The 25,580-nt window shown below is 72.7% G+C and carries 22 protein-coding genes; 11 read left to right on the forward strand and 11 right to left on the reverse strand.

The genetic code is table 11. The annotated features are described in order from the left end of the window. Nucleotides 1-4: 4 nt before the first annotated feature. The 4 genes from ACZ4IF_RS01000 to ACZ4IF_RS01015 all read right to left on the reverse strand — a co-directional run bounded on the left by ACZ4IF_RS01000 (nt 5) and on the right by ACZ4IF_RS01015 (nt 3,874). The gene (locus ACZ4IF_RS01000) at nt 5-688 is read right to left on the reverse strand and encodes a response regulator transcription factor (RefSeq protein WP_345643444.1); all 684 of its coding nucleotides are present in this window, start codon (nt 686-688) and stop codon (nt 5-7) included. Next, complete coding sequence (locus tag ACZ4IF_RS01005; protein ID WP_467558385.1) at nt 685-1,959, reverse strand: sensor histidine kinase; 1,275 nt, start codon at nt 1,957-1,959, stop codon at nt 685-687. The genes ACZ4IF_RS01000 and ACZ4IF_RS01005 overlap by 4 nt, the downstream gene beginning before the upstream one ends. An 823-nt stretch (nt 1,960-2,782) precedes the next feature. Next, the gene (pspAA, locus tag ACZ4IF_RS01010; RefSeq protein WP_432173315.1) at nt 2,783-3,061 is read right to left on the reverse strand and encodes a PspA-associated protein PspAA; all 279 of its coding nucleotides are present in this window, start codon (nt 3,059-3,061) and stop codon (nt 2,783-2,785) included. Nucleotides 3,062-3,082: 21 nt separating this feature from the next. Beyond that, nucleotides 3,083-3,874: a PspA/IM30 family protein gene (locus ACZ4IF_RS01015; protein WP_467559909.1), complete on the reverse strand. Its 792-nt coding sequence runs from the start codon at nt 3,872-3,874 to the stop codon at nt 3,083-3,085. Nucleotides 3,875-4,120: 246 nt separating this feature from the next. Here ACZ4IF_RS01015 and ACZ4IF_RS01020 point away from each other — a divergent pair, with 246 nt between their 5' ends. From ACZ4IF_RS01020 to ACZ4IF_RS01030, 3 genes are all read left to right on the forward strand, one after another. Further along, nucleotides 4,121-4,747: a DUF3043 domain-containing protein gene (locus ACZ4IF_RS01020; RefSeq protein ID WP_467558387.1), complete on the forward strand. Its 627-nt coding sequence runs from the start codon at nt 4,121-4,123 to the stop codon at nt 4,745-4,747. Nucleotides 4,748-4,830: 83 nt separating this feature from the next. Then, complete coding sequence (locus tag ACZ4IF_RS01025) at nt 4,831-5,532, forward strand: class I SAM-dependent methyltransferase (RefSeq protein ID WP_467558389.1); 702 nt, start codon at nt 4,831-4,833, stop codon at nt 5,530-5,532. 60 nt (nt 5,533-5,592) lie between these two features. Further along, nucleotides 5,593-6,687 (forward strand): S1C family serine protease, encoded by a 1,095-nt coding sequence (locus ACZ4IF_RS01030; protein WP_467558391.1) that lies wholly within the window; start codon nt 5,593-5,595, stop codon nt 6,685-6,687. A gap of 158 nt (nt 6,688-6,845) precedes the next feature. Here the strand turns inward: ACZ4IF_RS01030 and ACZ4IF_RS01035 are convergent, their stop codons facing one another. Then, nucleotides 6,846-7,058 (reverse strand): hypothetical protein, encoded by a 213-nt coding sequence (locus ACZ4IF_RS01035; RefSeq protein ID WP_028805198.1) that lies wholly within the window; start codon nt 7,056-7,058, stop codon nt 6,846-6,848. Between the two features lie 113 nt (nt 7,059-7,171). Between ACZ4IF_RS01035 and ACZ4IF_RS01040 the strand changes: the two genes are divergently transcribed. Beyond that, complete coding sequence (locus ACZ4IF_RS01040; protein ID WP_467558394.1) at nt 7,172-8,371, forward strand: bifunctional adenosylcobinamide kinase/adenosylcobinamide-phosphate guanylyltransferase; 1,200 nt, start codon at nt 7,172-7,174, stop codon at nt 8,369-8,371. Between the two features lie 14 nt (nt 8,372-8,385). Here the strand turns inward: ACZ4IF_RS01040 and ACZ4IF_RS01045 are convergent, their stop codons facing one another. Beyond that, nucleotides 8,386-9,453 (reverse strand): class I SAM-dependent methyltransferase, encoded by a 1,068-nt coding sequence (locus tag ACZ4IF_RS01045; protein ID WP_467558396.1) that lies wholly within the window; start codon nt 9,451-9,453, stop codon nt 8,386-8,388. 196 nt (nt 9,454-9,649) lie between these two features. Between ACZ4IF_RS01045 and cobT the strand changes: the two genes are divergently transcribed. The 3 genes from cobT (at nt 9,650) to ACZ4IF_RS01060 (ending at nt 13,652) form a co-directional block, all read left to right on the forward strand. Further along, entirely contained in the window at nt 9,650-10,762 is a 1,113-nt protein-coding gene (gene cobT / locus ACZ4IF_RS01050; RefSeq protein WP_467558398.1) for a nicotinate-nucleotide--dimethylbenzimidazole phosphoribosyltransferase, read from the forward strand. Between the two features lie 351 nt (nt 10,763-11,113). Then, nucleotides 11,114-12,922, forward strand: a complete 1,809-nt coding sequence (locus ACZ4IF_RS01055; RefSeq protein WP_467558400.1) for a phosphatidylglycerol lysyltransferase domain-containing protein — start codon at nt 11,114-11,116, stop codon at nt 12,920-12,922. 22 nt (nt 12,923-12,944) lie between these two features. Beyond that, complete coding sequence (locus ACZ4IF_RS01060) at nt 12,945-13,652, forward strand: hypothetical protein (protein ID WP_467558402.1); 708 nt, start codon at nt 12,945-12,947, stop codon at nt 13,650-13,652. Here the strand turns inward: ACZ4IF_RS01060 and ACZ4IF_RS01065 are convergent. Beyond that, nucleotides 13,583-14,356, reverse strand: coding sequence for a G protein-coupled receptor family protein (locus ACZ4IF_RS01065; RefSeq protein WP_359491426.1), 774 nt, complete (start codon nt 14,354-14,356; stop codon nt 13,583-13,585). The two genes, ACZ4IF_RS01060 and ACZ4IF_RS01065, sit on opposite strands and share 70 nt — an antisense overlap. Nucleotides 14,357-14,510: 154 nt before the next feature. On the opposite strand from ACZ4IF_RS01065, the gene ACZ4IF_RS01070 reads away from it, so the two are divergent. Further along, complete coding sequence (locus ACZ4IF_RS01070; RefSeq protein ID WP_467558404.1) at nt 14,511-15,305, forward strand: adenosylcobinamide-GDP ribazoletransferase; 795 nt, start codon at nt 14,511-14,513, stop codon at nt 15,303-15,305. A 178-nt stretch (nt 15,306-15,483) separates the two neighbouring features. Continuing rightward, nucleotides 15,484-16,080, forward strand: coding sequence for an RDD family protein (locus ACZ4IF_RS01075; RefSeq protein WP_467558406.1), 597 nt, complete (start codon nt 15,484-15,486; stop codon nt 16,078-16,080). A gap of 25 nt (nt 16,081-16,105) precedes the next feature. Here ACZ4IF_RS01075 and ACZ4IF_RS01080 read toward each other — a convergent pair whose 3' ends face one another. The 4 genes from ACZ4IF_RS01080 to ACZ4IF_RS01095 all read right to left on the reverse strand — a co-directional run bounded on the left by ACZ4IF_RS01080 (nt 16,106) and on the right by ACZ4IF_RS01095 (nt 21,959). Next, nucleotides 16,106-16,777 carry a spherulation-specific family 4 protein gene (locus ACZ4IF_RS01080; protein ID WP_467558408.1) on the reverse strand — a complete coding sequence of 224 codons (672 nt, stop codon included), beginning with the start codon at nt 16,775-16,777 and terminating at the stop codon, nt 16,106-16,108. Continuing rightward, on the reverse strand, nt 16,774-18,291 hold the full coding sequence (locus ACZ4IF_RS01085) for a hypothetical protein (RefSeq protein ID WP_467558410.1): 1,518 nt from the start codon (nt 18,289-18,291) through the stop codon (nt 16,774-16,776). The genes ACZ4IF_RS01080 and ACZ4IF_RS01085 overlap by 4 nt, the downstream gene beginning before the upstream one ends. Next, complete coding sequence (gene pelF, locus ACZ4IF_RS01090; protein ID WP_467558412.1) at nt 18,288-19,811, reverse strand: GT4 family glycosyltransferase PelF; 1,524 nt, start codon at nt 19,809-19,811, stop codon at nt 18,288-18,290. Before pelF ends, ACZ4IF_RS01085 begins: the two co-directional genes overlap by 4 nt. Nucleotides 19,812-19,934: 123 nt before the next feature. After that, on the reverse strand, nt 19,935-21,959 hold the full coding sequence (locus tag ACZ4IF_RS01095; protein ID WP_467558414.1) for a hypothetical protein: 2,025 nt from the start codon (nt 21,957-21,959) through the stop codon (nt 19,935-19,937). A gap of 353 nt (nt 21,960-22,312) precedes the next feature. Between ACZ4IF_RS01095 and ACZ4IF_RS01100 the strand changes: the two genes are divergently transcribed. After that, the gene (locus ACZ4IF_RS01100) at nt 22,313-23,842 is read left to right on the forward strand and encodes a leucyl aminopeptidase (RefSeq protein ID WP_467558416.1); all 1,530 of its coding nucleotides are present in this window, start codon (nt 22,313-22,315) and stop codon (nt 23,840-23,842) included. Between the two features lie 315 nt (nt 23,843-24,157). Next, complete coding sequence (lpdA, locus tag ACZ4IF_RS01105; protein ID WP_345643384.1) at nt 24,158-25,546, forward strand: dihydrolipoyl dehydrogenase; 1,389 nt, start codon at nt 24,158-24,160, stop codon at nt 25,544-25,546. Nucleotides 25,547-25,580 lie beyond the last annotated feature (34 nt).

Genomic DNA, 25,580 nt, shown 5'->3' on the forward strand with positions numbered 1-25,580 from the left:
GAGTTCAGTCCACCCGTGGACGGACCAGCCCGGACTCGTACGCGATGACGACCAGCTGCGCCCGGTCTCGCGCGCCGAGCTTCGCCATGGCCCGGTTGACGTGCGTCTTCACCGTGAGCGGGCTGACCTCGAGGCGCTCGGCGATCTCGTCGTTGGAGTGACCGCCCGCCACCTGCACGAGCACCTCGCGCTCGCGCCCGGTCAGCGCGGCGAGCCGTTCGCCGCGGGCGGGGTCCCGCTCGTCGTCCGCGCCGTCGCCCTGGGCGAGGAACTTCGCGATCAGTCCCTTGGTGGCCGCCGGGGACAGCAGCGCCTCGCCGCCGGCCGCGATCCGGATGGCGTTCAGGAGCTCCTCGGGCTCGGCCCCCTTGCCGAGGAAACCGGACGCGCCGGCCCGCAGCGACTGCACCACGTACTCGTCGACCTCGAAGGTCGTCAGCATGACCACCCGTACGTGCGCGAGCCCCGGGTCGGCGGTGATCAGCCGGGTGGCGGCGAGACCGTCCGTCCCCGGCATCCGGATGTCCATCAGCACCACGTCGGCGCGCTCGTCGCGGGTGAGCCGCACCGCCTCCGCGCCGTCGGACGCCTCCCCCACGACCTCCATGTCGGGCTCGGAGTCGACGAGCACACGGAAGGCGCTGCGCAACAGCGCCTGGTCGTCGGCGAGCACGACGCGGATGGTCATACGGAGTCCCCCAGGGCAGGCGTGCGGTTCTTGACCGGAAGGATCGCATGGACCCGGAAGCCGCCTCCGTAACGGGGACCGGCCGTGCAGCTGCCGCCGAGCGCGGTGACCCGCTCGCGCATGCCGAGCAGCCCGTGGCCGCCGCCCTCTGCGGTCCCGTCGTGCGGGCCGGGTCCTTCGTCCCCGGCGGCGCCGCCGTGCCTGCCGGGTTCACCGTCGCCTCCGGGCCCGCCGTCGAGGACCGTGACCTCCACGTTCGGTCCCACCCGTACGACGCTGACCTCGGCCTTCGCGTCCGGTCCCGCATGCTTGCGCACATTCGTCAGGGCTTCCTGGATGACGCGGTAGGCGGCGAGGTCGACGGCCGCGGGCAGGCTCAGGCCCTGGTCGCTGCGGGCCACCTCGACGGGCATGCCCGCGTTGCGGAAGGTGTCGGCGAGCTCGTCGAGCCGGGCGAGGCCGGGAGCGGGCTCGGTGGGCGCCTCGGGGTCCCCGGACTGCCTGAGCAGCCCCACGGTGGCGCGGAGTTCGTTGAGCGCGGACCGGCTGGCCTCCCGCACATGCGCCAGGGCCTCCTTCGCCTGGTCGGGCCGCTTGTCCATGACGTGCGCGGCGACTCCGGCCTGCACGTTGACGAGGGCGATGTGGTGGGCGACGACGTCGTGCAGGTCGCGGGCGATCCTCAGCCGCTCCTCGGCGACGCGGCGGCGCGCCTCCTCCTCACGGGTGCGCTCGGCACGCTCGGCGCGCTCCCGGATCGCGTGCACGAAGGCGCGCCGGCTGCGCACGGCGTCCCCGGCGGCGGCGGCCATGCCGGTCCAGGCGAAGATGCCGAGGTTCTCCTGCGCGTACCAGGGCATCGGACCGGCGAGCATCGCGACCGCGGTCAGGACGGTCATGGTGACCAGCCCGACGCGCCAGGTGGTGGGGCGGTCGGTGGTCGAGGCCACCGTGTAGAGGGCGACGACGGCGGACATCGCCACGGGGGCGCGGGGGTCGCCGGTCACCAGCTCGACGAGGGAGAAGGCCACGGTGGCGGCGAGCACGGTCATCGGGGCGCGGCGGCGGAAGACCAGGGCCGCGGCGCCGAGCACCATCAGGGTGAGTCCGAGGGCGCCCGGGGTGCGGGCGCCCCAGCTCGCGCCGTTCTCGCCGTGCGGGTCGACGAAGGAGCCCGCGACCATGCTGACGAGGACGCCCGCGGCGAGGGCGGCGTCCAGGGCGAGGGGGTGCGCGCGGAGCCAGTCCCTCGTGCGCTCGATGGTGCTCACGGCTTTACGGTACGGGGGCCCCGGCGGGCTTGGAACGGGTGCTGCCGCCGCGGGCACCGGGACCCTGCCGTAGGGAGCGCCGGACGCCACCCGGCGTGCCGCCGGAGCAGGCGCGGGGCACTCGCCGACGTACCTAGGGAGGGGACGCCGGAGGCCTGCGGTACGCCTGCCTGCCGGGGTACCGGCGGAGTGCGCGCCGGACGGCCGGAGGGAGAGTGCCGCGGGAGCAGCGGCGGGGCCGTCGGACCCGCCGCTGCCTCGGCGCAGTGGCCGCAGGCGTGGCGGATCGGCGCCGACCGCTGCCGGATCCGGATCGCGGGTGGAATGGGCGCCGACCGCTGCCGGATTGCGGGTGGAGGGGCGCGGACCCCGCCGGCCTGCCGTCGCGGTGAGTGCCACACGCCTGCCGGAGTGGACGCGGACGCCCGCCGGAATGCAGACGGAGTGCGCGACGTGCTGCTGGAGCGAGTGCCGGGGTCCGGCCGGGACGCCTTCGGCCCCGGAAGCCACCGCAGCAGTGCGCGACGGGCGCGCGACGCGCTGCCGGAAAGAGTGCCGAGCTCCGGCCGGAATGCCCACGGCCCCGGAAGCCACCGCAGCAGTGCGCTCCGGGCGCGCCACACGCTGCCGGAAAGAGTGCCGAGCCCCGGCCGGAATGCCCACGGCCCCGGAAGCCACCGCAGCAGTGCGCTCCGGGCGCACCACACGCTGCCGGAAAGAGTGCCGAGCCCCGGGAGGCACCGCCCGGCCGCCGTCGTGCGGGCGGCCCGGCGGCCTCGTACGTCGGGCGGACGACCGGAGCCCGCCCGCGGCGGTGTCCCGGTCAGCCGGGGATCAGGCCGTCGTCGCTGAGCATCTCGCGGACCTCTTCGAGGGTCGCGTCGGGCGAGGGGAGGATCAGGTCCGACGGCTCCAGCGAGTCGTCGGGGAGCGGAGTGCCCAGGCGGTGCACCGCCTCCAGGAGGGCGACCAGGGTGCGGCGGAAGCCGGACTCGTCGCCGCCCTCCAGTTCGGTGAGCAGCTCGTCGTCCAGCTTGTTCAGTTCGGTGAGGTGGCCGTCGTCCAGCCTCACCTGCCCCTCCCCCATGATCCGTACGATCATGTCGCCCTCCTCAGGCGTGGGTCACTGCTTGTCGAAGCGGGGTGTGTCCTGCTGCTGCGACTGGGAGGGCTGTCCCGTGCCGCCCTCGATCGCCTGCTGCGGCGAGGACCCGCCGGCCAGCTCCGCCTTCATGCGCTGCAGTTCCAGCTCTACATCCGTACCACCGGAGAGCCGGTCCAGCTCGGCCTGGATGTCGTCCTTGGCCATGCCGGACTGGTCGTCGAGGGCACCGGAGGCGAGGAGTTCGTCGATGGCGCCGGCGCGCGCCTGGAGCTGCGCGGTCTTGTCCTCGGCGCGCTGGATGGCAAGGCCCACGTCGCCCATCTCCTCGGAGATGCCGGAGAAGGCCTCCCCGATCCGGGTCTGCGCCTGGGCCGCCGTGTACGTCGCCTTGATCGTCTCCTTCTTCGTACGGAAGGCGTCGACCTTGGCCTGGAGCCGCTGGGCCGCGAGGGTGAGCTTCTCCTCCTCGCCCTGGAGGGTCTGGTGCTGCGTCTCCAGGTCGGTGACCTGCTGCTGGAGGGCGGCGCGGCGGGACAGGGCCTCGCGGGCCAGGTCCTCACGGCCGAGGGCGAGCGCCTTGCGGCCCTGGTCCTCCAGCTTGGAGGACTGGTTCTGCAGCTGGTTGAGCTGCAGTTCCAGGCGCTTGCGGGAGGTCGCCACGTCGGCGACGCCACGGCGCACCTTCTGCAGCAGCTCCAGCTGCTTCTGGTACGAGTAATCGAGGGTCTCGCGCGGGTCCTCGGCCCGGTCAAGGGCCTTGTTCGCCTTCGCGCGGAAGATCATCCCCATACGCTTCATGACACCGCTCATGGGCTTCGCGCGCCCCCTTCTGACGGACTCCAGCTCCAGGTACTGCAACAGAACCCACAGTACGGGCCCTGCATCCATTACCGCACTGTTCGGGGACGGATGCGCTCATCCCCAAGGACGACTGCGTACGGCACCGCTCCGGCGCAGGGAGTAGGTGGCACTCGGGGTCGGCCCGGGCACAACGTCCCCTCTGTCCCACTACAGACGTACGGTGTTGCCGGATCGTTCCCCACTCGCACGACGTCCATGCCCGCGAACCCCGTACCCTTGGGTTTTGTGTTCCGTAGCCGTGCCAAGGAAGAGAAGGCCCCCGCCGACAAGGCGCCGGTGACCGACTCCAAGCAGCCCCGTGACCCGCAGGCCCCCAAGGGTCGCCCCACGCCCAAGCGCAGTGAGGCCCAGACCCAGCGCCGCAGCGTCGCCAGTACGCCGACGACGCGCAAGGAGGCCGCCAAGCGGCAGCGCGACGACCGCCGCGCCGCGATGGAGCGGCAGCGCCAGGCGCTGGCCAGCGGCGACGAGCGTTACCTGCCCGCCCGAGACAAGGGGCCGGTGCGCCGCTTCGCGCGCGATTTCGTGGACTCGCGGTTCTGCATCGCCGAGTTCTTCCTGCCGCTGGCGGTGGTCATCCTCGTCCTCAGCATGGTGCGGGTCGGCTCGCTCCAGAACATCGCGCTGCTGCTCTGGCTGGTCGTGATCGTGCTGATCGTGCTCGACTCGATCGGTATCGCGTTCCGTCTGAAGAAGCAGCTCAACACCCGCTTCCCTGACCAGCCCAAGAAGGGCGCGGTCCCCTACGCACTGATGCGCACCCTCCAGATGCGTCGACTCCGGCTGCCGAAGCCGCAGGTCAAGCGCGGAGAGCGGCCCTGAGCACGACGTCTTTCTCCGGGGGCGCGGCGGACGCCTGGCTGAACAGGCTGGGTGCCCTGCGTGATGTCGTACGACAGGAGCTGGTGGCCCGGCAGCTCGACGAGCAGATAGCCGGACGCTTCCCGGTGGGGCGGCGGCTGCGGATCCTCGACGTCGGGATGGGCCAGGGCACGCAGGCGCTGCGGCTGGCCCGTGCCGGGCATCAGGTGACCGGGCTCGAACAGGACGCGACGATGCTGGCCGTGGCCCGTGAGGCGCTGGCCGCCGAGCCCGAGGGCATCCGCGGCCGGGTCCGCCTCATCGAGGGCGACGGCCGGGAGACGGGCGTCCACTTCCTGCCGGGCAGCTTCGACGTGGTGCTGTGCCACGGCGTCCTGATGTACGTCGAGGAGCCGGACGCGCTGCTGGCGGGTCTGGCCCGGATGCTGGCGCCCGGCGGGCTGCTCTCGCTGCTCGTCCGCAACGCCGACGCGCTGGCGATGCGTCCCGGGCTGTCCGGGGACTGGGGGACGACGCTGACCGCGTTCGACACCACCGCCTACACCAACCGGCTCGGGCTCGACGTGCGTGCCGACCGGCTCGCCACGCTGACGGCGACGCTGGCCGGGATCGGTGCGCCGCTGCACGCCTGGTACGGGGTGCGGGTCTTCACGGACACGGCGGCGGACGGGGCGGCCCTTCCACCGGACGTGGAGACACTGCTGGCCTGCGAGGAGCGGGCCGGACGGACCGATCCCTACCGTCAGGTGGCGGCGCTGCTGCACCTGTGTGGAGTGCGTGGCTGAGCGACCCGTTCGGGTGCGCATCACGGGTCGGCCCGCAAGCCGAAAAGGGACACTTCGGGCATGGCCGATTCCCGTGGCGCCTCCCGCACACCCACCCGAGCCCGTGCCCCCCGCATCGTCGCGGCCCTGACGGCTCTCCTCCTGTCGGCCGCGTCGCTCTCCGGCTGCACCGGCGGCTCCGCCTCCGCCACGAAGGACGGCATCACCACGCAGGCGCAGGCACAGGCGCCGCGCGTGACCAACGACCTCCAGGACGACTACCTGAAGGTGATCAGGAACGTCCTGCCGTCGGTGGTGCAGATCCAGGCGTCCAAGGACCTCGGGTCGGGCGTCGTGTACGACGACAAGGGGCACATCGTCACCAACGCGCACGTGATCGGGAACGAGAAGACGTTCAAGGTCACCGTCGCCAACGACAAGGACGAGCTGACGGCGACGCTCGTCTACTCCTACCCGGAACAGGACCTGGCGGTCGTCGAGCTGGACAAGGTGCCCGCGGGGCTGAAACCCGCGGCGTTCGGGGACTCGACGAAGGTCGAGGTCGGCCAGATCGTGCTGGCGATGGGGTCACCGCTCGGCCTGTCGTCCAGCGTGACCCAGGGAATCGTGTCCGCGATCGGACGCACCGTCAGCGAGGGCGACGGCGGGCCGGGGGCGACGATCGCGAACATGGTGCAGACGTCGGCGGCGATCAACCCCGGCAACAGCGGCGGGGCGCTGGTGAACCTGGACGGCGAGGTCATCGGCATCCCCACGCTCGCGGCCGTCTCCCAGGACCTCGGCGGGGGCGCGGCCCCCGGCATCGGCTTCGCGATCCCCGCCTCCACGGTGAAGACGATCGCGGACCAGATCGTCAGGTCCGGCAGGGTCACCGAGTCGGGCCGGGCCGCGCTCGGGGTCACGGGCCGCACGGTCGTCAACGACAACTACCAGCCCGTGGGCGTCGCCGTGGCCGGCGTGACGAGCGGGGGCGCGGCCGACAGGGCGGGCATCCGGGCCGGTGACGTCATCACCGGGGTCGGCGACGAGGAGATCACCACGATCACCTCGCTCGCCGAGGCGCTCGCCGGCCTGAAGCCGGGCGACCGGACGAAGGTGACCTTCGTGCGGGGCGACCACGAGGAGACGGTCGAGGTGACGCTGGGCGAGCAGTAGGCCCCGGGCGCGTGCGAAGGGCCGTGCGGGCCTCGCGAGTGCAGGGGGGCGAGAGCCTTCGAGCGCCCCGAGCGCGGGTGCGGGGGGCTTGGGACGGTCGGGACTGCCGCGCCGACCGGGAGGGTTGCCGGGGTGCTGCCCCGGCAACCCCGACCGGCCTACTCCGGATCGGCGTGCAGACTCATCGGTCCGTAGATCTGCGTGCTGTCCTCGAAGAGGAACACCTGGTCGGCGCCACCCTCCACGAGGTCCTTCCACACCTCACCGATCCAGGACTCGGCGTCCCCCTGCGTGGTGAACTCCTCGGGCTGCACCGCGGGTTGGACCTCTGTCCCGTCGGACTTCTCGAACCGCCACGTCCATGCCGCCACGTACGCCTCCAAGATGTGAGCACACTGCACAGCGGAAGCCGGACAAGATCCGGCTCCAGCCCGAAGCCTAGCCGGACGCGCAGGACCTGCGGGGACACGGAAAAATCAATGTCGTGGAACTGACTCTGCTCGGCACCGGCGCCCCCGAGGGACTGCCCCGCCCCGACTGTCCCTGCGCGTCCTGCGCGACCGCGCTCGGCGAGAACGCGCGGGCGGCGACCGCGCTGCTCGTGGACGGCACCCTCCTTCTCGACCTCACACCCGGCGCCGCGTTCGCGGCCGCCCGCGCCGGGCACACACTGGGCGGCGTACGGCAGGTGCTGCTCTCGCACCCGCACGACGGACCCCCCGTCGAGGTGCCGGCCGGACTGCCGCAGCCCGGCCGGGTGCCCGACGGGCGGGAGTTGGCGCTGCTGACCGGGCACCGGGTGCGGGCGGTGGCGATGGACGCGCCCGGCACGGGGTACGCGGTGACCGGACCGGACGGGCAGCGACTGCTGTATTTGCCGCCGGGCGCGGCACCCGCCGGGCTGGACGCACAGACCGACGTGTACGACATGGTGCTCGCCGACGTCGTGGGACGCCCCGACGCCCTGGCGAAGCTGCGTGCGGCCGGTGCGGTCGGCCCGACGACGGACGTGATCGCCGTGCATCTCGACCACGACGTGCCGCCGGGGCCCGAGCTGCGGCGCCGGCTCGCGGCGGCGGGCGCCCGGGCGGTACCGGACGGCACCACCCTCGACGTGGGCGTCTACGAGGACGTACCGGACGTGCCGCGCCGCACCCTGGTCCTCGGCGGAGCGCGTTCCGGCAAGTCCGTCGAGGCCGAGCGGCGCCTGGAGTCCTTCCCCGACGTCCTGTACGTCGCGACGGGCGGCACCCGCGACGGGGACGACGAGTGGGCGTCCCGGGTCAGCCTCCACCGCGACCGGCGCCCCGCCTCCTGGCGCACCACCGAGACCTGCGATCTCGTCCCCCTGCTCGCCGAGGACGGCCCGCCGCTGCTCGTCGACTGTCTGTCGCTGTGGCTGACGGACGCGATGGACTCCGTGAACGCCTGGGACGACGCGGACTGGGCCGACGACGGCGAACGTGAGCTGCGCGCCCGCGTCGAGGAACTCGTCGACGCGGTCCGCCGCACCCGCCGCACCCTGGTCGCGGTCTCCAACGAGGTCGGCTCCGGGATCGTCCCGGCCACCGCGTCCGGCCGCCGCTACCGCGACGAACTCGGCCGTCTGAACACGGCGTTCGCCGGTGAGTGCGAGCAGGTACTGCTGGTCGTGGCGGGACAGTCCCTGACGCTGCGCGGCTGACCGCGGACCACGGCTCAGTCCGGTCTGCGGGCGATGACGCGGTAGGCGTTGGAGAAGCGGGTGCGGCGCAGGACGGGGGCCAGGGCGTGGTCCACGGCGGACGACACGGCGAGCACCGGGGCAGCCGTCCTGGTCAGCACCCGGTGCAGCCGATGCCGGAGCGGGCTCGGCGGAGAGGGACGCCACAGGGCGTCCGGGTCGGGCAGGGCGTGGCCGAGGGCCAGCGCGAGAGCGCCGGAGAGGTCGTGGGGAGCGTGGGGTTCACGGGAGTCCGTGGCGACGATCTCGCAGTCCAGCGTCTCCAGTTCGCCGATCACGTTGGGCAGGGGCATCAGGTGGAGGTGGCGCGGCTGACCGTGCGCCACCCACCACTTGCCGAGCAGCGTGCCGAACGCGCTCTCGGGGTCCGGGACTTCGACGAGCAGGTGGCCACCGGGCCGCAGGACCGTCATGGCGGCCCGCAGTTCCGCGCGCGGGTCGGCGGTGTGCTCCAGGTGGTGGAACATGCTCACGACGTCGTAGCGGGCGCGCAGCCGCTCGGCGACGCGGCGGTCGGTGAGCCGGCCGCGGTGCGCCTCCTCCACCCGGCCGGCCGCCCGCGCCTTCTCCACGCGCCGTGAGGGGTCGAGCCCGTCGAAGGCCGTGTACGGGTGGATCTCCTTGGCCGCGGCCGGGAAGTGCCCGTGCCCGGTGCCGACGTCGAGCCAGCTCTCCGGTTCGGCGTGCGGCAGCAGTGCGCGGGCGGCGAGCCGGTGGCGGCTCCGGCGGCCCCGTAGGGCGAGCTGCCGCAGCAGGAGAAGCTCTTGGGCGTCGTCCTCGAAGTCCCGCTGGTAGAAGGCCAGTCCCTCCGCCGTGAGCCGGGGGTTCTGGAACGCGTGGGCGCAGTCCCCGCACTCGTCCACGACGAACGTGCCGGGCTTGCGCTGCACGAGGTCCGGCGTCCGCAGCCGGGTGCGCAGCCGCCGGGAACCGCACCACGGGCAGTCCTGGCGGCGCGGTTCGTGGAAGCGGTCGGTGCCCCGGGCGAGTTCGGCCGCGTAGACGGCGCGGCGCTCGGCGATCGACTGCGGCGTGCGGGGCATGGGCGCTCCTGGGGCGGCGGGACGACGGGGTCGGCGGGACAGCGGGGGCGAGGTGGCGGGAGGTGGTGGCGCACCGGGGCGGACCGGGCATCCGAGGTGTACGACAATCCGATACAAAAGGTACGTAGCGTGTGGCACTCCGTGGCGCAACGACGTGGCGCAGCCGTGTTCGACCGGTGCCGGTACTGTTCGGCGAATGAGCTCGCTTAATCTCGACGACTTCACCGATCTGATCGAGCGCCCCGACGGCGGTGTGCGGCGTGACGCCGAGGCGCGCCGGGAACGCCAGATCGTGCCGCCCGGAGCACTGGGCCGCCTCGACGACCTGGGTGAGTGGCTGGCGGCGGCACAGTCCGCGGTACCGGTGCGTCCGATCGAGCAGCCGCGCGTGGTGCTGTTCGCGGGTGACCACGGAATCGCCGCGCTGCACGTGTCGGCGCGGCCGGCGGGCACCGCCGACCGACTGGTGCGGGCCGTCCTGGAAGGCGCCACCCCGGCGGCCGTGCTGGCCCGGCGGCTCGGCGTGCCGGTGCGCGTCGTCGACATGTCGCTGGACTGCGACCCGGAGGGACTGCCCGACGAGGTCGTGCGGCACCGGGTGCGGCGGGGCTCCGGGCGGATCGACGTCGAGGACGCGATCACCCTGGAGGAGGCGGAGACGGCGTTCCGCGCGGGCGTCGCCGTCGCCGACGAGGAGGCGGACTCCGGTACCGACCTCGTGGTCCTCGGTGACATCAGCGTCGGCGGGACCACGGCGGCGGCCGTACTCGTCGCCGCGCTGTGCGGGACCGACGCGTCCGTCGTGACCGGGCGGGGCGGTCAGGCCATCGACGACCTCGCGTGGATGCGCAAGTGCGCGGCCGTGCGGGACTCCCTGCGGCGGGCCCGGCCCGTGCTCGGGGACCAGTTGCAGCTCCTCGCGACGGTCGGCGGCGCCGATCTCGCGGCGATGACCGGGTTCCTGCTGCAGAGCGCGGTGCGCAAGATGCCCGTGATCCTCGACGGGGTCGTGTCGGCCGCGTGCGCCCTCGTCGCGCAGCGGGTCGCCTTCCGGGCGCCGGACTGGTGGCTGGCCGGGCAGAACAGCGGGGAGCCGGCGCAGGCGAAGGCGCTGGACCGGATGGCTCTCGAACCACTCCTCGACCACGGGGTGATCGTGGGTGAGGGCGCGGGTGCGCTGCTGGCCCTTCCTCTGGTGCAGGCGGCGGCCGCGCTGTCGGCGGAGCTGCCGGAGGCCGCGGAGCCGGAGCCGGACGTGGCGGCCTCGGAGGCGCCGGAGGCCGAGTCGGAGGAGGAACTCCCCGAGTAGACGGTTCCAGCGGGGCGGCTTGCTTCGGGGTGATTCCCGTCGGGGCGGGCCTTGCGCCGTTGCAGGTCAGGTCCTCTTTCGCCCCGCCGCCCCTGCCCGTCCCTTGTCCCGGGGGCTGCCGCCCCCGCACCCCCGCATCGGCCTGAACGGCCTCGTCCTCAAGCGCCGGACGGGCTGATTCAGCCCCTCCGACGCCTGAGGAGTGGGGTCCGGGGCGGAGTCCCGGGTCCGGGACGGACAGGGGCGGCGGGGCGGGAAAAGTTCTGGCATGCAGTCCCACTGGGAGCGAGGGGAACCACCCGACACCTCACTCCCTCGCACGCACGACCTCAGCCCATATCATCACCCTTCATGGGAGATGCCCGAATTGCCGCCGTGCAGGAACGGGCGCCGGCCCGCCAGGCCGACGGGGACCGGCGGTCCGCGCCCGCCTCACGGCGGGCCGCCGCCTTCGCCGTCTGGTATCTGCGAGCCGTCACCTTCATCAACTTCCTGAGCGCCGCGTGGGTGTCGCTCGGACAGGACGTACGGCGCCACAACACCGAGAACTTCTTCACGCCGTACCTGCTGACGGCAGGTTTCGCGTCCGGTGTGTTCACGATGTTCCTGGCCATCACGATGCGCCGGCGCAAGCGGGCCGCGTGGATCCTCAACCTCGTGCTCGGCGGCCTGTTCCTGCTGCTGTTCGCCGTCGCGATGGCGTTCCCGGAGATCCGCCGGTACGCGCAGAACTGGGTATCGCTCACCCTGACCGCGGCCTTCGTGGGCTCGCTCGTCGTCGGCCGCCGGGAGTTCTACGCCAAGGGCGACCGGTCGAACCCCAAGCTGGCCGCCGCCGTCGCGGTGGGCGGGCTGCTGGCGGCGTCGCTGCTCGCCACGCTGCTGGTCACGGTCGCCAACCAGGCGCACGACGCGTACCGTTCGTCGTTCCTGGACCGCTGGCGCTACGGCACGCTGCGCCTGGTGTCGGTCGCCGCCGACGACTCCCACTATCCCGGCATCGCGATCCCCAACTGGGTCAACGTCACCATCAACGTGCTCAGCACACTGCTGCTCCTCGCCGTTCTCTACGCGGCCTTCCGCTCGCGCCGCGCGGTCGACCCGATCACCGAGGACGACGAGAAGCGGCTGCGCGCGCTGCTCGACCGGAACGGCGACCGGGACTCCCTGGGCTACTTCGCTCTGCGCCGGGAGAAGAGCGTGGTGTGGTCGCCGACCGGCAAGGCGGCGGTGGCGTACCGCGTGGTGGGCGGCGTCTCGCTGGCCTCGGGTGATCCGCTCGGCGATCCCGAGGCGTGGCCCGGTGCCATCGAGCCCTGGCTCGCCGAGGCCCGTGCGCACGGCTGGATCCCGGCGGTGATGGGGGCGAGCGAGGAGGCGGGCACGATCTACTCGCGGCACGGCCTCGACGCGCTGGAGCTCGGCGACGAAGCCATCGTGGAGACCTCCGAGTTCACTCTGGAAGGCCGTGCCATGCGGACCGTGCGGCAGGCCTACAACCGGGTGAAGCGGGCCGGCTACCAGGTCCGCATCAGGCGCCACGAGGACATTCCCGCCGACGAGATGGCCCACCTCCTGCGGCGCGCCGACGACTGGCGGGACGGGGCGACCGAGCGCGGGTTCAGCATGGCGCTCGGCCGGCTCGGCGACCCGGAGGACGGACGGTGCGTGATGCTCGACTGCACGGACGCCGAAGGCGAGTTGCGGGCGGTGCTGTCCTTCGTGCCATGGGGCCCGCACGGACTCTCCCTCGATCTGATGCGACGCGACCGCGAGTCCGAGAACGGGCTGATGGAGTTCATGGTGATCGAACTCCTGCGACGCGCCCGGGAGATCGGGATCACCCAGGTCTCGCTCAACTTCGCCATGTTCCGGTCCGTCTTCGAGCGCGGCGCACGGCTCGGCGCGGGACCGGTGCTGCGGCTGTGGCGCTCGCTGCTCAGCTTCTTCTCCCGCTGGTGGCAGATCGAGTCGCTGTACCGCGCCAACGCGAAGTACCGGCCCATCTGGGAGCCGAGGTTCCTGCTGTTCGAGAAGAGCGCGGACCTGCTGCGCATCGGTGTCGCGTCCGCGCGTGCCGAAGGGTTCCTGGAGGCACCGGGGCTGCCGAAGTGGCTCCATCGCCAGCACTTGGAGTCGCACCGGCGGGGGGCGACGTGAGCGATGCCGTGGGGGCTGCCGGATGAGCCGGCCCGCCCGCTGGGCCCGTGCGGAATGGGGGGCGCTGTACGACACCGTGCGCCGGACCCTCGCGGCGAGGCAGTGGCGGGCGGCCCCCATGACGGTGGCGGCGGTCTGCCTGACGGCGGCCTTCCAGTTCGCCCAGAACCGGTCCTGGGGCTACCGGTTCGTGCAGAACGTCGGTGCCGTGCGGGCCGAGGACCCGCTGTGGCTCGCCCTGCTGCGCACCCCGCTGTCCCTCTTCGTCCCGGCGCTGGACCTGCCGGTGTGGGGTGCGCTCGTACAGATCCTGCTGGTGTTCGGGATCGCCGAGATCTGTCTGGGCCGGTGGCGTACGCCGGCCGTCGCCTACCTCGCCACACTGGCCGGGACGCTCTACGCGCGGACGGCCATCGCACTGGGTCCGCAGAGCGCGCTGGGGCTGCCCGGTGCGGACGCCCGGGTCGTCGACGCCGGGCCGTCGGCGGCGGTGGTGGGCCTGGCCGTCTTCCTCGGCTGGCGCTACCGGGCGTACGCGACGGCGACGGCGGTGACCGGGGCGATGGTGGTCGAGGTACTGCTGAAGGAGAACCTGGCCGGCAAGGAACACCTCGCGGCCATCGTCGCGGTGCTGGTCGTGTGCGGGGTCTCCGAGGTACGTCAGTGGCGGCCGGGCAGGGAACGGGCAGGTTCGGCATCGGGATCGGGTTTGCCGCCGATCCAGTCCTGAAGCCTGCGGCTGGGACCGAGCCAGCGGCGGTCGTGGTGGTAGGCGCGCAGGCTCGATCTGGCACGGGCGTGCGGCCGTCTGCGGTAGAAGCGCTTGGCCCACGGTGAGCCGGGGCGGGCCAGCCGGATCGCCCCGATCAGGGCGACGAACGGGACGACCACGCCGAAGATCGCGGTGCGGGCCTTGCCCTTGCTGAGGGCGAGCAGGGCGAAGAGGAAGTTCACGGCGACGGTGGCGATGACACTGCCGCGGTCCTGGAGTTCCTGGTCGGTGAGGTCGTTGACGCCGAACGGCGAGAACCCGCTGAGCACGAGGCCGACGAGGGCGGCCGTGACCACCACGACCTCGACGCTCTTGCGGCCCTCCTCGGTCCAGTAGACGTCGTGGAGGTGCAGGATCAGCGCGAACTCGTCGAGCACCAGGCCCGCGCCGATCCCGAACACCACGGCGCAGGCGCAGGCGCCGAACCCGTACCGGCTGCTGGCCACCGCGCCGAAGCCGCCGATCACCGTCAGCACGACGCCCGGCACCACGTGGTGGATGTGCAGGTTCCCGGCCTGGACGTTGCGGAAGGGACCCTTGCCGGCGCGGATGAGCCGGACGATGACACGGGTGATCACGAAGGTCAGGACGAACGAGGTCAGTGCCAGCAGCAGGGGCAGCTTCCCCGGCTCGACGAAGTTCCGGTACAACCAGTGACCCATATGCGCACTTTACTGGTGTATGGCCGCACTTGTTCGCGACGACCGCCTCGGTCGACGTGCTTTTCCGGCCGAGATTTCGAGCCTGCCCCGGGGACCGCGTGCGAGGTCTGCGGCCGCCTCCTTCGCCGGCGGAGCGCCCGGGTACTCTGCGCCGGTGTCCACGACCGCGCCCAAGTCCTCGCTCTCCGACGGCCTCCGCTTCGCCTTCGGCACGCTCACCGTGCTCCCCGTGAAGGTGACCCGCTGGGACCGTGCCGCCGCCCGGGGCGGAATGCTGTGCGCGCCCCTGGCCGGTCTGGTGGTCGGGGCGGGCGCCGCCCTGCTCGGCGTGGCCCTGCTGGCCATGGGCGCGGGACCGCTGCTCGCCGCCGTGGCGAGTGCCGCCGTACCGGCCGCGCTGACCCGCGGCCTGCACCTCGACGGCCTCGCCGACACCGCGGACGGGCTCGGCAGCGGCAAACCCGCCGAGGACGCGCTGCGGATCATGAAGCAGTCGGACATCGGCCCGTTCGGTGTGATCACCCTGCTGTTCGTGCTGCTCGCCCAGGTGGCCGCGCTCTTCCAGGCCTACGACGCCTCGTGGGCCCGGGGCGTCCTCGCGGCGGTCGTCTCCGCGGTCTCGGCGCGGCTCGCGCTCACGCTGGCCGCTCGCACGGGCGTGCCGCCGGCCCGTCCCGAGGGTCTGGGCGCGGCGGTCGCGGGCACCGTGCCGGTGCGCGGCGCCCTGCTCGTGACGGCGGCGGTCGTCGCCGCGGCGGCGGGCGCGGGCACGCTGCTGGGGACGTACGACCCGGCGCGCGCCGCGGTGGCGGTGGCCGCCGCCTGCGCGACGGCCGAACTGCTGTTGCGGCACTGCACGCGCCGCTTCGGCGGCATCACCGGTGACGTGTTCGGCGGCCTCGCCGAGACGGCAGCGACGACCGCGCTCGTCGTTGTGTCGCTGGGCTGACACCACACCCCGCCCGGCCCTTCCCGCACCGCTCGGATCGCCGTTGCGTCACCACTGTCACCACGGTGGAACGAACCCCGGAGAACGGCTCTCGTGCCCCGCCGCCCCCACTAGTCTGAGCCGCCGAACAGACACGGATCGTGATCGGGGGACGTCTGTGCCGAAGACTCGGCGTTTCATGGCCTGGTTCATCGACTTCGCACTGGTGCTCGCGGCGGCGTCCGCGCTGGCCGTGCTCACCTTCCACCGGATCTCGGCACTCGTGACGGACGTGCCGGACCTGGCGACACGGGGCGGCTGGGACATCCTCACCTCGCGCGGCGACGTCCTCGACGCCTCCGAGGGCTTCGGGCTGTCCCTGTGGCGCAAGGTGGTCCGGGACGTGGAGCAGGCCTTCGGACTGCTGGTGATCGCCACCTTCCTCTACCAGTGGGCGGCGCTCGCCCTGACCGGGCGGACGCTCGGCAAGGCGCTGCTCGGGCTCAAGGTGGCACCGAGCCGGCCGCGCCGGGCGGCGCTGCGGGCCGCCGTGACGACGACGGCCGACGTCGCCGTGTACGCGCTGGCCTGTGTCCTGCTGGTCGAGGGCGAGTTCGTGCTCTCGGTGCTGGTGTGGGCCGTCGCCGTCGTCGTCTTCCTCCTCAACGCGCTGCCCGTGCTGGCGCCGGCCGGCCGTTCCCTGGCCGACCGGGTGGCCGGGACGGCGGTCACGGGTCTGGGGCTCGGCACGCCCGCCGCCGTCCCCGCGCCGCCGCCCGCTCCCTCTTATTACTGACCGGCCGTACCGGAAGCGGCCCCGGTCATCCGTCGGCGGACGGCGGGGCGGGCTCCAGGCCGTACGGAAGGGTGCCCCACGGGTGGGCACCGGTCCCGGGGACCGCGCAGTGCAGTGCGGCGCCCCGGTCCCGGGCGCGCGCCGCCACGTCGGTGCCCGCGGGCACCCCGTGGACGAGATGGCACACCCGCGCGCCGGTCCCCGTCCACGGCGGCAGCGGGCCACCGCGATAGGTGTCCCACCCGCCCTCGAAGGTGACGAGCACGTCGGCGATGCCGCCGTACGCGGGGTGCGGAGCCGTGCCGTGGTTGAGGACGAGGGTGCCGCAGCCCAGCTCCCGGGCGTCCGTGGCGAGCCGCCGGTAGTGGTCGAACTCGGCGTCGGACGCGGCGGCCTGGTCGAGGAACGCGCCGTCGGCCCGGTACCAGGCACGGTGCCGGGACAGTTCGTGCACGACCTCGGCGCGCGGTCTGCGGCCGTAGCCCGTGTCGACGTACCCGAGCACCCGGACGCCGGCCGCGCGCAGCCGCCCGGCGATCTCGGCGAAGGCCCCGTCGGGGTGCTCGCCGGGGCCGTCGGCCGGGTTCAGGACGACGCCGTGCAGGCGGGGCGCGGCGGCGCGGAGCGCCTCCCATGCGGCGGGGCGGACACGGGGGTGCTCGTAGTACGGCACCAGCAGGGTGCCCTCGGTGTTCATCGGTGCGCGGTCGCCCTTCCCAGCAGCCTGCAGACGAGCCCGGCCTGTGCCGCGGCCGCCGCGCCGTACACGGCCGCCGCCACCCAGTGCGGGCCGCCCGGGTGCGTGACGGGCCCGGCCGTCTGGGCGAGCGCCGCCGCGCAGCAGACCGACGCCGCGCCGACGACGGCGCCGAACGACTGGAGCAGCAGCCCCGTCCACAGGACCACCCCCAGCAGGAGCAGTGCGGCCAGGCGTACCCCGCCGAGGCCCGGTCCGTGCGGCCACGCGGCGGAGATGGCGAGGGCGAGGCCGAGCAGCACGGCCAGGTAGCCCGCCAGGCACACGGCCGCCGTGCGTGCCGTGCTGCGCCGGAACGCTCTCGGCGTGCTGCTGGAGCGCAGTCCCGCGAGGCTCCCGCCGCGGAAGCGGTGCAGCAGCCATTCGGCGGGCCCCATGCTGAGGGTGAGCGCCACGGCGGCGGGTGCCGCCACCGCGCTGCGCCCGCCCGCCAGGACGTCCGCGAGCGCCGCGTACAGCACGAGGACCCCGCTGCCCAGGCCGAACGAGGCGTACGGCACGGAGCCGGCGAGCCCGGGTGCCGCGGTGCGCGTCCGGCGTGGTGCCGCGCCGAACGCCCCGAAGGGCAGCAGCGCGACGAGACCCGCCGTCCATGTGCCGCCGCCCGACTCCTTGACGGCGGGGGCGACTTCGCGCAGCGCGAGGGCCACCACCGCGGCCAGGGAGCCCAGCAGCAGAAGGCATCCGACGGGCCCGGGCACCGGGTGCGCCAGGTCCAGGAGCGCGCCCGCCGTCATCGGCAGCAGGGCGATCAGCAGGGCGCGTTCGCGGCCCGTCACCAGCAGGACGGTGGCCGCGCCCAGATAGCAGGACTGCCCGGTGGCGAAGACCGCCGCGGCGGGATGGGCGGTGCCCGCCACCGCCACGGCGACCAGGGCGCCGAGCAGTGCGCCCGCCGGCGCGCCGAGGAGCAGGCTGCGGCGGGCGGCGGACCGGTCGCCGAGGCCCAGCCAGGAGTACGCCCGGTGGGCCAGTCCCTGGTTCCAGGTCCAGCCGCACAGTGCGCCGGCGAGCAGCGGGACGGTCCCGGCGGGGAGCCCGAACGCGTCCTTCGGGCCGGCCAGGAGCGGCGCCCCGAGGACATAGGCGAGTGCCGGGAGGGCGAACACGACGCCCCGCAGCAGACACGCCAACAGTCCGACAGCCCACGGGTCGCGGGCGGGAGCGGCCGGCTCCGGGTAGTGGCGGTCGACCCGCGCGTACAACTGCTCGGCAAGGGCGAAGGAGTTCTCCACGCCGTAGTGCTCGCGGATCCGGCCGTCCGACATGCCGTCGGACTCGAGCAGGGCGGCCACCTCGTCCGGGTGCACGGCGGACGCGATGAACTCCTCCAGCCGTCCGGCGAGTTCCTCGACCGGGTCGGGCCCCGCCCAGCTCGGCGAGCGGCGCTGCCGGGGCACCTGGGACAGGGTCTCCTCGTGGGCGCCGGGCGGCACCTGCAGCGATTCGCTCACCAGCCGGTCCCGTCCGTGGCGACGGCCTGGTACCAGGGGTCGCGCAGTTCGACGGTCCAGTCGGCGACGGTCTCGACGGCGGGCTCGTACACCTCGGGCTGCCCGGCGAGCTCCTGGTAGATCGTCCGGAAGGCGTCCACGGAGCGGCGCAGCGTGAACCGGTCGATCACCCGGCTGCGGGACAACTCGCCCAGTTCCCGGCGCCGTTCGTCGTCGCACAGCAGGGTGAGGACCGCCGCGGCCATCTTCTCGGGTTCGCGGGGCGGGACCACGAGACCGGTGTCGCCGACCGCCTCGCGCACCCCGCCGACGTCCGTCGACACCGTCGTACGGCCGCAGGACATCGCCTCGATGATCGAGAAGGGGAAGCCCTCGGAGATGGAGGAGAGCATCACGACATGACCCGCGGCGTACGCACGCCACACCTCGCTGATGCGGCCCTCGAAGGTCAGCCCGTCCGTCACGCCCAGCTCGGCGGCGAGTTTCTCCAGGCGGGTGCGGTAGGCCTCCCCGCCGGGCGGGACCGGTCCGAACAGCCTGAGCCGGGTCTCGGGGAGCTCGGCGCGCACCATGGCGTACGCCCGCAGCAGGGTCTCCAGGTCCTTGATGGGGTCGACGCGGCCGCACCAGGTGAGGGTGGGGACGTCGGGTTCGGGTCCGGCGTGCGGGAAGGCGTGCGGGTCGACGCCGTTGTAGACCGTGCGGATCCGGTCGGAGTCGGCGCCGCCGCGCTCCTCCCAGCGGCGGTTGTACTGGTTGCACGGCGTGATCAGGTCGGCGGCCCGGTAGCCCAGGGAGTTCAGCTCGCGGTAGAAGGCGAGCATGAACGCCTTGACGGGCCAGCGCTGTTCGTCACCGCGGTAGCCGAGGTAGCGCTCGCGCAGATAGATGCCGTGCTCGGTGAGCAGGAACGGGACGCCGTCGAGGTGGTGCGCGGCCAGCGCGGGCAGGGTGGCGAGACCGCTGCTGACGGCGTGTGCCACACAGTCCTCGGGGATGCGGACGCCGAGCGGGCGCAGCGCGTGTTCCAGCAGGTCCGTCGCGGTCAGCGCGTCGTGGACGGTGGGATGGGCCTCGGCCGTCGGCAGGTGCGGCAGCGTCCAGATCCACATGAGCGAGCGCAGCGCGTCCTCGGTGCGCAGGGCCGCCGACAGACCTCCCGCGCGGGCGAGTTCGGCCAGTTCGTACAGTGCCGCGCCGAAGTCCTCGGACGTGTCCGGGTCGAGGAAGGCGAGCAGGAGACGCTCGTACGCCTCGGCGAACCGGCGCCGGGACCGGCCGCGTGGCGCCCGCGCCCGACCCGGCCGCGGGCCCCAGGTCGGGACGGAGGTGTGCCGGTAGATGTTGGGCGGCAGCTCCCAGGTCACGGGTTCGCGGCCGCTGCCGGTGAGCGAGACGACATGGAAGTCGACCTCGGGCATGCCCTTGACGAGCTGGTCGCACCAGGTGCTGACGCCGCCGTGGACATGTGGATAGGTTCCTTCGGTGAGCATGGTGACATGACGGCCGTTGCGCATCATGCGTGTTCCCCCTGTGCCTGTTCGTTCTGGGGGAACCGTCGCCCCCAGACCCCCTGATCACGGCTCGGAGCGCACCCCGGCCGCTGCGGGCCGGGGTGCGCGTCGTGCGGGTGAGCTGCCGCCCTAGGCGGAGGGCAGGGTGAGCTTGAGAGCGGACTGCAGCAGCTCCGGCGTGGTCCAGGCCGAGCGCTTGCCCCCGTACGGCGTCCCGAACGCGTTGGTGCCGATGAGGAGTTGCTTCTTGGTCCCCTCGGGCGCCGTCACCGGGATCTGGGTCCCGGACGGGGCGGTGACGGTGACGGTGGTGCCGATCCGGTAGGCGGTGACGCGGCCGTTCGCGACCGCGGTCTGCCAGGCCGCCCGGCGCTGGAGCTCGGTGCCGACGGCGCTCTGGCGGGGGTTCTCCAGCGGGGAGTTGTCGGCGTAGATCGCCTTGTAGCCGTCGAGGACCTTGTCCAGGACCGGGTACAGGATCCGGCCCTCGGCCAGGTTGGACTGGTGGACGTAGTGCGGGCGAGGGTCGTTGCCGATGGCGTGCCCGAGCGCGATGCGGGCCTCCTGCGGGACGATGTACGAGGCGTAGCCGGTGGCGGTGTCGAGCGGTGCCGGCAGACAGGTGGACGTGGCGTTGTTCTCGCAGATGCCGCTGCCGCCGTCGGCCTTGGACGTGTAGATCCAGTTGTACTCGTCGGCCATCTCGGCCGCCGTGCCGACGTTGTAGTACACGTTCATCGGGTAGCGGGGCACGGTCAGCGCGTTGCCGACCGCGCGCTGCGCGGGCTCGCGGGAGTTGTCGGACCCGGTCCACTTGATGCCGTTGTCGGCGAGGGCGCCGGCGAGGTTCGGGTTGTCGGCCGGCTGCTGGGGCAGTGTCTTCAGGCCCGAGTGCTCACCGGTGACCAGTTCGGTGCGGTCGACGGGGAGGCCCTTTCCGACCGCCCAGTTGTAGTTGTTGCGGATCTCCGCCGAGATGTCGGAGCGGCTCATGTACTGGACCGAGCCGTTCGCGTTCTTGGCGCAGGTCCACGGCACGGTCGTGGTGTCCTGGACGCAGCCGAGGAACTTGTGGGTGTAGGTGTGGTTCACCCAGCGGTACTTGGCCTTGTCGGCGAGCAGTTTCGCCGCGAGCGGGTCGGCCCCGCCGTTCTCGGTCTTCCACTCCTCGCCGGAGCCCGCGTTGAACACCATGTCGAGCGTGAAGCCGCTGCTCTGCTGCCACTGGGCGGCGTAGGCGGCGTCGTCCGCGGTCATCCGGATCGGCGCGGTCTCCTCGCCGCCGCCCACGCAGTCGATGTCGCCTGGGGTGCAGTTCCGCCCGGTGTCCCAGCGGGCGTCGGGCGCGAAGACGTCGTCGACGTGGACGGAGAAGTAGTTGCGGCTCTGTCCGAGGTGCACGCCCTGGGTGAGCCATTCGACGATGCCGCGGGCCAGGACCTTGAACTGCTGCTGGTACTGGTTGTACGCGAAGGTCACCACGAGTTCGCGGCGCCCGTCGTGCGCGTACTCGCCGAGCATGCTGCCGCCGCTGGGCGCGTCCAGATAGCTGGTGAAGCCCTCCCGCGGATGGGCGGCGTAGCCGTAACTCTCCTGCACCGCGGGGTCGTTGTCCTCGAAGGTCAGCGGTCCGTCGAGGTAGCCGAAGGGGCCCGACCGGCCGGCGGTGGTGACCTGGGTCCGCACGCCGTCGAGCACGCCGGACCAGCCGCCGCTCTGGTCGGTGTAGTCGAGCCCGACCTCGGGGTGCGCCCAGGTGTAGGCGTCGACCTGCGGGATCCCGTACGTCTTCTCGTAGGCCTCCAGGGCCGTCTGCTCGGCGGAGCCCGGGCCGAACGGCGCCTCGTTCGGCAGGACGACGGCCTGGTACTTGGCCCGCGGCGTGCCGTTCACGGTGTCGCTCAGGAAGGCCGCGTCGATGGTCGGGCGACCCGTGTCGGACAGGTCGACCGTGGTGTACGGGATGCCGGTGTTCTTCAGCTCGGCCGCGATGGCTCCGACCTGGCCGCCGCCGTTGTCGACGACCAGGACCTTGAGGTCGATGCGCGGCGTGGTGGCCGCGGCGGCGCCGGGAGCCCCCAGTCCCAGCGCGAGCAGTCCGGTGGCCGCCACGACGGCGGCCGCGTTTCTCCTTCGGTGCGCACTCTGCGCCATGTGTTGTCCCTCCCCCTCGAAAGATCCTCTTTCGGCCCTTTGGTCGAGACCGAGGAGAATCCGTGGAAATGATGCGAAGACGTGAGCGTTGCGCTCACGAGAACGCGATGAGTGTGTCTCAGGACACGGGGAGTGAGGGACGAGAATCGGCCGCTGCGCCACCAGACGGTGAACGTCCGCAGGAATGAGCGAAACCCGGCCCCGAGCGTAGGCTCGTCCCGGGAACTTGCCCGTCCCTTCGAGGGCCCCGGCAAGGACCGCCCCTCAGGCCGGTTCTAGGGTCAGCCGTCGGGCCCGGTCGACCCAACCCCACTCGGCCACAGCAACTTCAACGGAAGCGAGATTTCACCACCGTGACTGCTCTCACTCTCAGCACCGCCGCAGCGTCCGGTCTGCGGGCCGACGCGATCGTCGTCGGTGTCGCGAAGGGCCCCAAGGGCCCGGTCGTCGCACCGGGCGCCGAGGCCGTGGACAAGGCGTACGACCGCGGGCTCGCCGCGACCCTGGAGACCCTCGGCGCCACCGGTGCCGAGGGCGAGGTGACCAAGCTGCCCGCACCCTCCGGTTTCAAGGCCCCCGTCGTAGTGGCCGTGGGCCTGGGAGCGGTCCCGGAGAAGGACGAGTCGTTCTCCGCCGAGGCGCTGCGCCGCGCCGCCGGTGTCGCCGCCCGCGCCCTCGCCGGGGCCAAGAAGGCCGCGTTCGCCCTGCCGGTCGCGGACGCCGCCGACGCGGGTGCCGTCGCCGAGGGTGCCCGCCTGGGCGCCTACGCCTTCGACGCGTACAAGGAGACGGGCCGGGGCGGCAGCGCCGCCAAGAACGGCAAGGCCCCGCTGGCCGAGGCCGCCCTGCTCGGCGGCAAGCCCCGCGACGCGGCGTACAAGGCGGCCGTCGCGCGCGCCACCACCGTCACCGAGGAACTCAACCGCGCCCGCGACCTCATCAACACCCCGCCGAACGACCTCACTCCGGAAGCCTTCGCCGCGGTCGCCACCGCGGCCGGCAAGGAGCACGGCATCAAGGTGCAGGTGCTCGACGAGAAGGCTCTGGCGAAGGGCGGCTACGGCGGCATCCTCGGCGTCGGCGCGGGCTCGGCCGCCGCTCCCCGCCTGGTGAAGCTGTCGTACACCTCCCCCAAGGCGAAGAAGTCCCTGGCCTTCGTCGGCAAGGGCATCACCTACGACTCGGGCGGCATCTCCCTCAAGCCGGCCGGCCACAACGAGACGATGAAGTGCGACATGAGCGGTGCCGCGGCGGTCTTCGCCGCGGTGGTCGCCGCCGCGCGTCTGGGCCTGGAGGTCAACGTCACGGGCTGGCTCGCGCTGGCCGAGAACATGCCGTCCGGCTCCGCCACCCGTCCCGGTGACGTGCTGCGCATGTACAGCGGCAAGACCGTCGAGGTCCTCAACACGGACGCCGAGGGCCGGCTGGTCCTCGCCGACGCGCTGTGGAAGGCGTCGGAGGACAAGCCGGACGCGATCGTCGACGTGGCGACGCTGACCGGCGCGATGGTGCTGGCCCTGGGCAGCCGCACCTTCGGCGTGATGGCCAACGACGACGCGTTCCGCGGCTCGATCGTCGAGGCCGCCGAGGAGGTCGGCGAGGAGTCCTGGCCGATGCCGCTGCCCGAGCACCTGCGCAAGGGCATGGACTCCCCGACCGCCGACATCGCCAACATGGGCGAGCGCATGGGCGGTGGCCTGGTCGCCGGCCTGTTCCTGCGCGAGTTCATCGGCGAGGGCATCACCTGGGCGCACCTCGACATCGCCGGCCCGGCGTTCAACGAGGCGGGTCCCTTCGGCTACACCCCCAAGGGCGGCACCGGTTCCGCGGTCCGCACCCTGGTCCGGCTCGCCGAGCTGACGGCGGCGGGCGACCTGGGCTGAGGCCCCTGCCCGTTGCACGGCCCCGGGGCGTCGCCGCCCCGGGGCCGTCCGTTCGGCCGCACGAGGGTTTCGCCCTCGACGAAATCCGCAGGTTCTGGTGCGCCCGTACCCCGTCGACGTGATGGATCAGACGTCCGAGAGACCGGCCCGGCGTCTCGCTCGCCCTCGACAAGTGCAAAGATGGGTTCTCGGCAGGACAGGGCCCCCACCACAGGGCCGAAGAAAGAGCGGCCGGACACCAGCCGACCGACCGGTCAACCACCCGCAAGGGACAAAGGTGCCCGGCGTACGGCGCACATGCATGGAGGACGTGACGTGGCGAACGACGCCAGCACCGTTTTCGACCTAGTGATCCTCGGCGGCGGTAGCGGCGGTTACGCCGCGGCGCTGCGCGGAGCGCAGCTGGGCCTGGACGTCGCCCTGATCGAGAAGGACAAGGTCGGCGGTACCTGCCTGCACCGTGGGTGCATCCCCACCAAGGCCCTGCTGCACGCCGGCGAGGTCGCCGACCAGGCCCGCGAGAGCGAGCAGTTCGGCGTCAAGGCCACCTTCGAGGGCATCGACGTGGCGGCCGTCCACAAGTACAAGGACGGCGTGATCTCCGGCCTGTACAAGGGCCTTCAGGGGCTGATCGCCTCCCGCAAGGTCACCTACATCGAGGGTGAGGGCCGGCTGTCCTCCCCGACGTCGGTCGACGTGAACGGCCAGCGCATCCAGGGCCGCCACGTGCTGCTGGCGACCGGCTCCGTGCCGAAGTCGCTGCCCGGCCTGGAGATCGACGGCAACCGCATCATCTCCTCCGACCACGCGCTGGTCCTGGACCGCGTCCCGCAGTCCGCGATCGTGCTCGGCGGCGGCGTCATCGGCGTCGAGTTCGCCTCGGCGTGGAAGTCCTTCGGCACCGACGTGACGGTCATCGAGGGCCTGAAGCACCTCGTCCCGGTCGAGGACGAGAACTCCTCCAAGCTTCTTGAGCGCGCGTTCCGCAAGCGCGGCATCAAGTTCAACCTGGGCACCTTCTTCTCGAAGGCCGAGTACACCCAGAACGGTGTCAAGGTCACCCTCGCCGACGGCAAGGAGTTCGAGGCCGAGGTCCTGCTCGTCGCCGTCGGCCGCGGCCCGGTCTCGGCCGGTCTCGGCTACGAGGAGCAGGGCGTCGCGATGGACCGCGGCTACGTCCTGGTCGACGAGTACATGCGGACGAACGTCCCGACGATCTCCGCCGTCGGTGACCTGGTCCCCACGCTCCAGCTCGCGCACGTCGGCTTCGCCGAGGGCATCCTGGTGGCGGAGCGTCTGGCCGGTCTGAAGACCGTTCCGATCGACTACGACGGCGTGCCGCGGGTGACGTACTGCCACCCGGAGGTCGCCTCCGTCGGTATCACCGAGGCCAAGGCCAAGGAGATCTACGGTGCGGACAAGGTCGTCGCCCTGAAGTACAACCTCGCGGGCAACGGCAAGAGCAAGATCCTGAACACCGCGGGCGAGATCAAGCTCGTCCAGGTGAAGGACGGTGCCGTGGTCGGCGTCCACATGGTCGGCGACCGTATGGGCGAGCAGGTCGGCGAAGCCCAGCTGATCTACAACTGGGAGGCGCTGCCCGCCGAGGTGGCGCAGCTCATCCACGCCCACCCGACGCAGAACGAGGCAATGGGCGAGGCCCACCTGGCCCTCGCGGGCAAGCCCCTGCACTCGCACGACTGATCCGGCTCGCGCCGATCTCAGTCACCGCGTCGCA

Source organism: Streptomyces sp. NPDC025784 (assembly GCF_055558435.1).

Excerpts from the sequence above, each read along its gene's own strand:
- ACZ4IF_RS01000 (WP_345643444.1), bottom strand. The coding sequence starts at position 688 with ATGACCATCCGCGTCGTGCTCGCCGACGACCAGGCGCTGTTGCGCAGC.
- pspAA (WP_432173315.1), bottom strand. The coding sequence starts at position 3,061 with ATGATCGTACGGATCATGGGGGAGGGGCAGGTGAGGCTGGACGACGGC.
- ACZ4IF_RS01015 (WP_467559909.1), bottom strand. The coding sequence starts at position 3,874 with ATGAGCGGTGTCATGAAGCGTATGGGGATGATCTTCCGCGCGAAGGCG.
- ACZ4IF_RS01020 (WP_467558387.1), top strand. The coding sequence starts at position 4,121 with ATGCCCGCGAACCCCGTACCCTTGGGTTTTGTGTTCCGTAGCCGTGCC.
- ACZ4IF_RS01030 (WP_467558391.1), top strand. The coding sequence starts at position 5,593 with ATGGCCGATTCCCGTGGCGCCTCCCGCACACCCACCCGAGCCCGTGCC.
- ACZ4IF_RS01045 (WP_467558396.1), bottom strand. The coding sequence starts at position 9,453 with ATGCCCCGCACGCCGCAGTCGATCGCCGAGCGCCGCGCCGTCTACGCG.
- cobT (WP_467558398.1), top strand. The coding sequence starts at position 9,650 with ATGAGCTCGCTTAATCTCGACGACTTCACCGATCTGATCGAGCGCCCC.
- ACZ4IF_RS01055 (WP_467558400.1), top strand. The coding sequence starts at position 11,114 with ATGGGAGATGCCCGAATTGCCGCCGTGCAGGAACGGGCGCCGGCCCGC.
- ACZ4IF_RS01060 (WP_467558402.1), top strand. The coding sequence starts at position 12,945 with ATGAGCCGGCCCGCCCGCTGGGCCCGTGCGGAATGGGGGGCGCTGTAC.
- ACZ4IF_RS01065 (WP_359491426.1), bottom strand. The coding sequence starts at position 14,356 with ATGGGTCACTGGTTGTACCGGAACTTCGTCGAGCCGGGGAAGCTGCCC.
- ACZ4IF_RS01075 (WP_467558406.1), top strand. The coding sequence starts at position 15,484 with ATGGCCTGGTTCATCGACTTCGCACTGGTGCTCGCGGCGGCGTCCGCG.
- ACZ4IF_RS01080 (WP_467558408.1), bottom strand. The coding sequence starts at position 16,777 with ATGAACACCGAGGGCACCCTGCTGGTGCCGTACTACGAGCACCCCCGT.
- pelF (WP_467558412.1), bottom strand. The coding sequence starts at position 19,811 with ATGATGCGCAACGGCCGTCATGTCACCATGCTCACCGAAGGAACCTAT.
- ACZ4IF_RS01095 (WP_467558414.1), bottom strand. The coding sequence starts at position 21,959 with ATGGCGCAGAGTGCGCACCGAAGGAGAAACGCGGCCGCCGTCGTGGCG.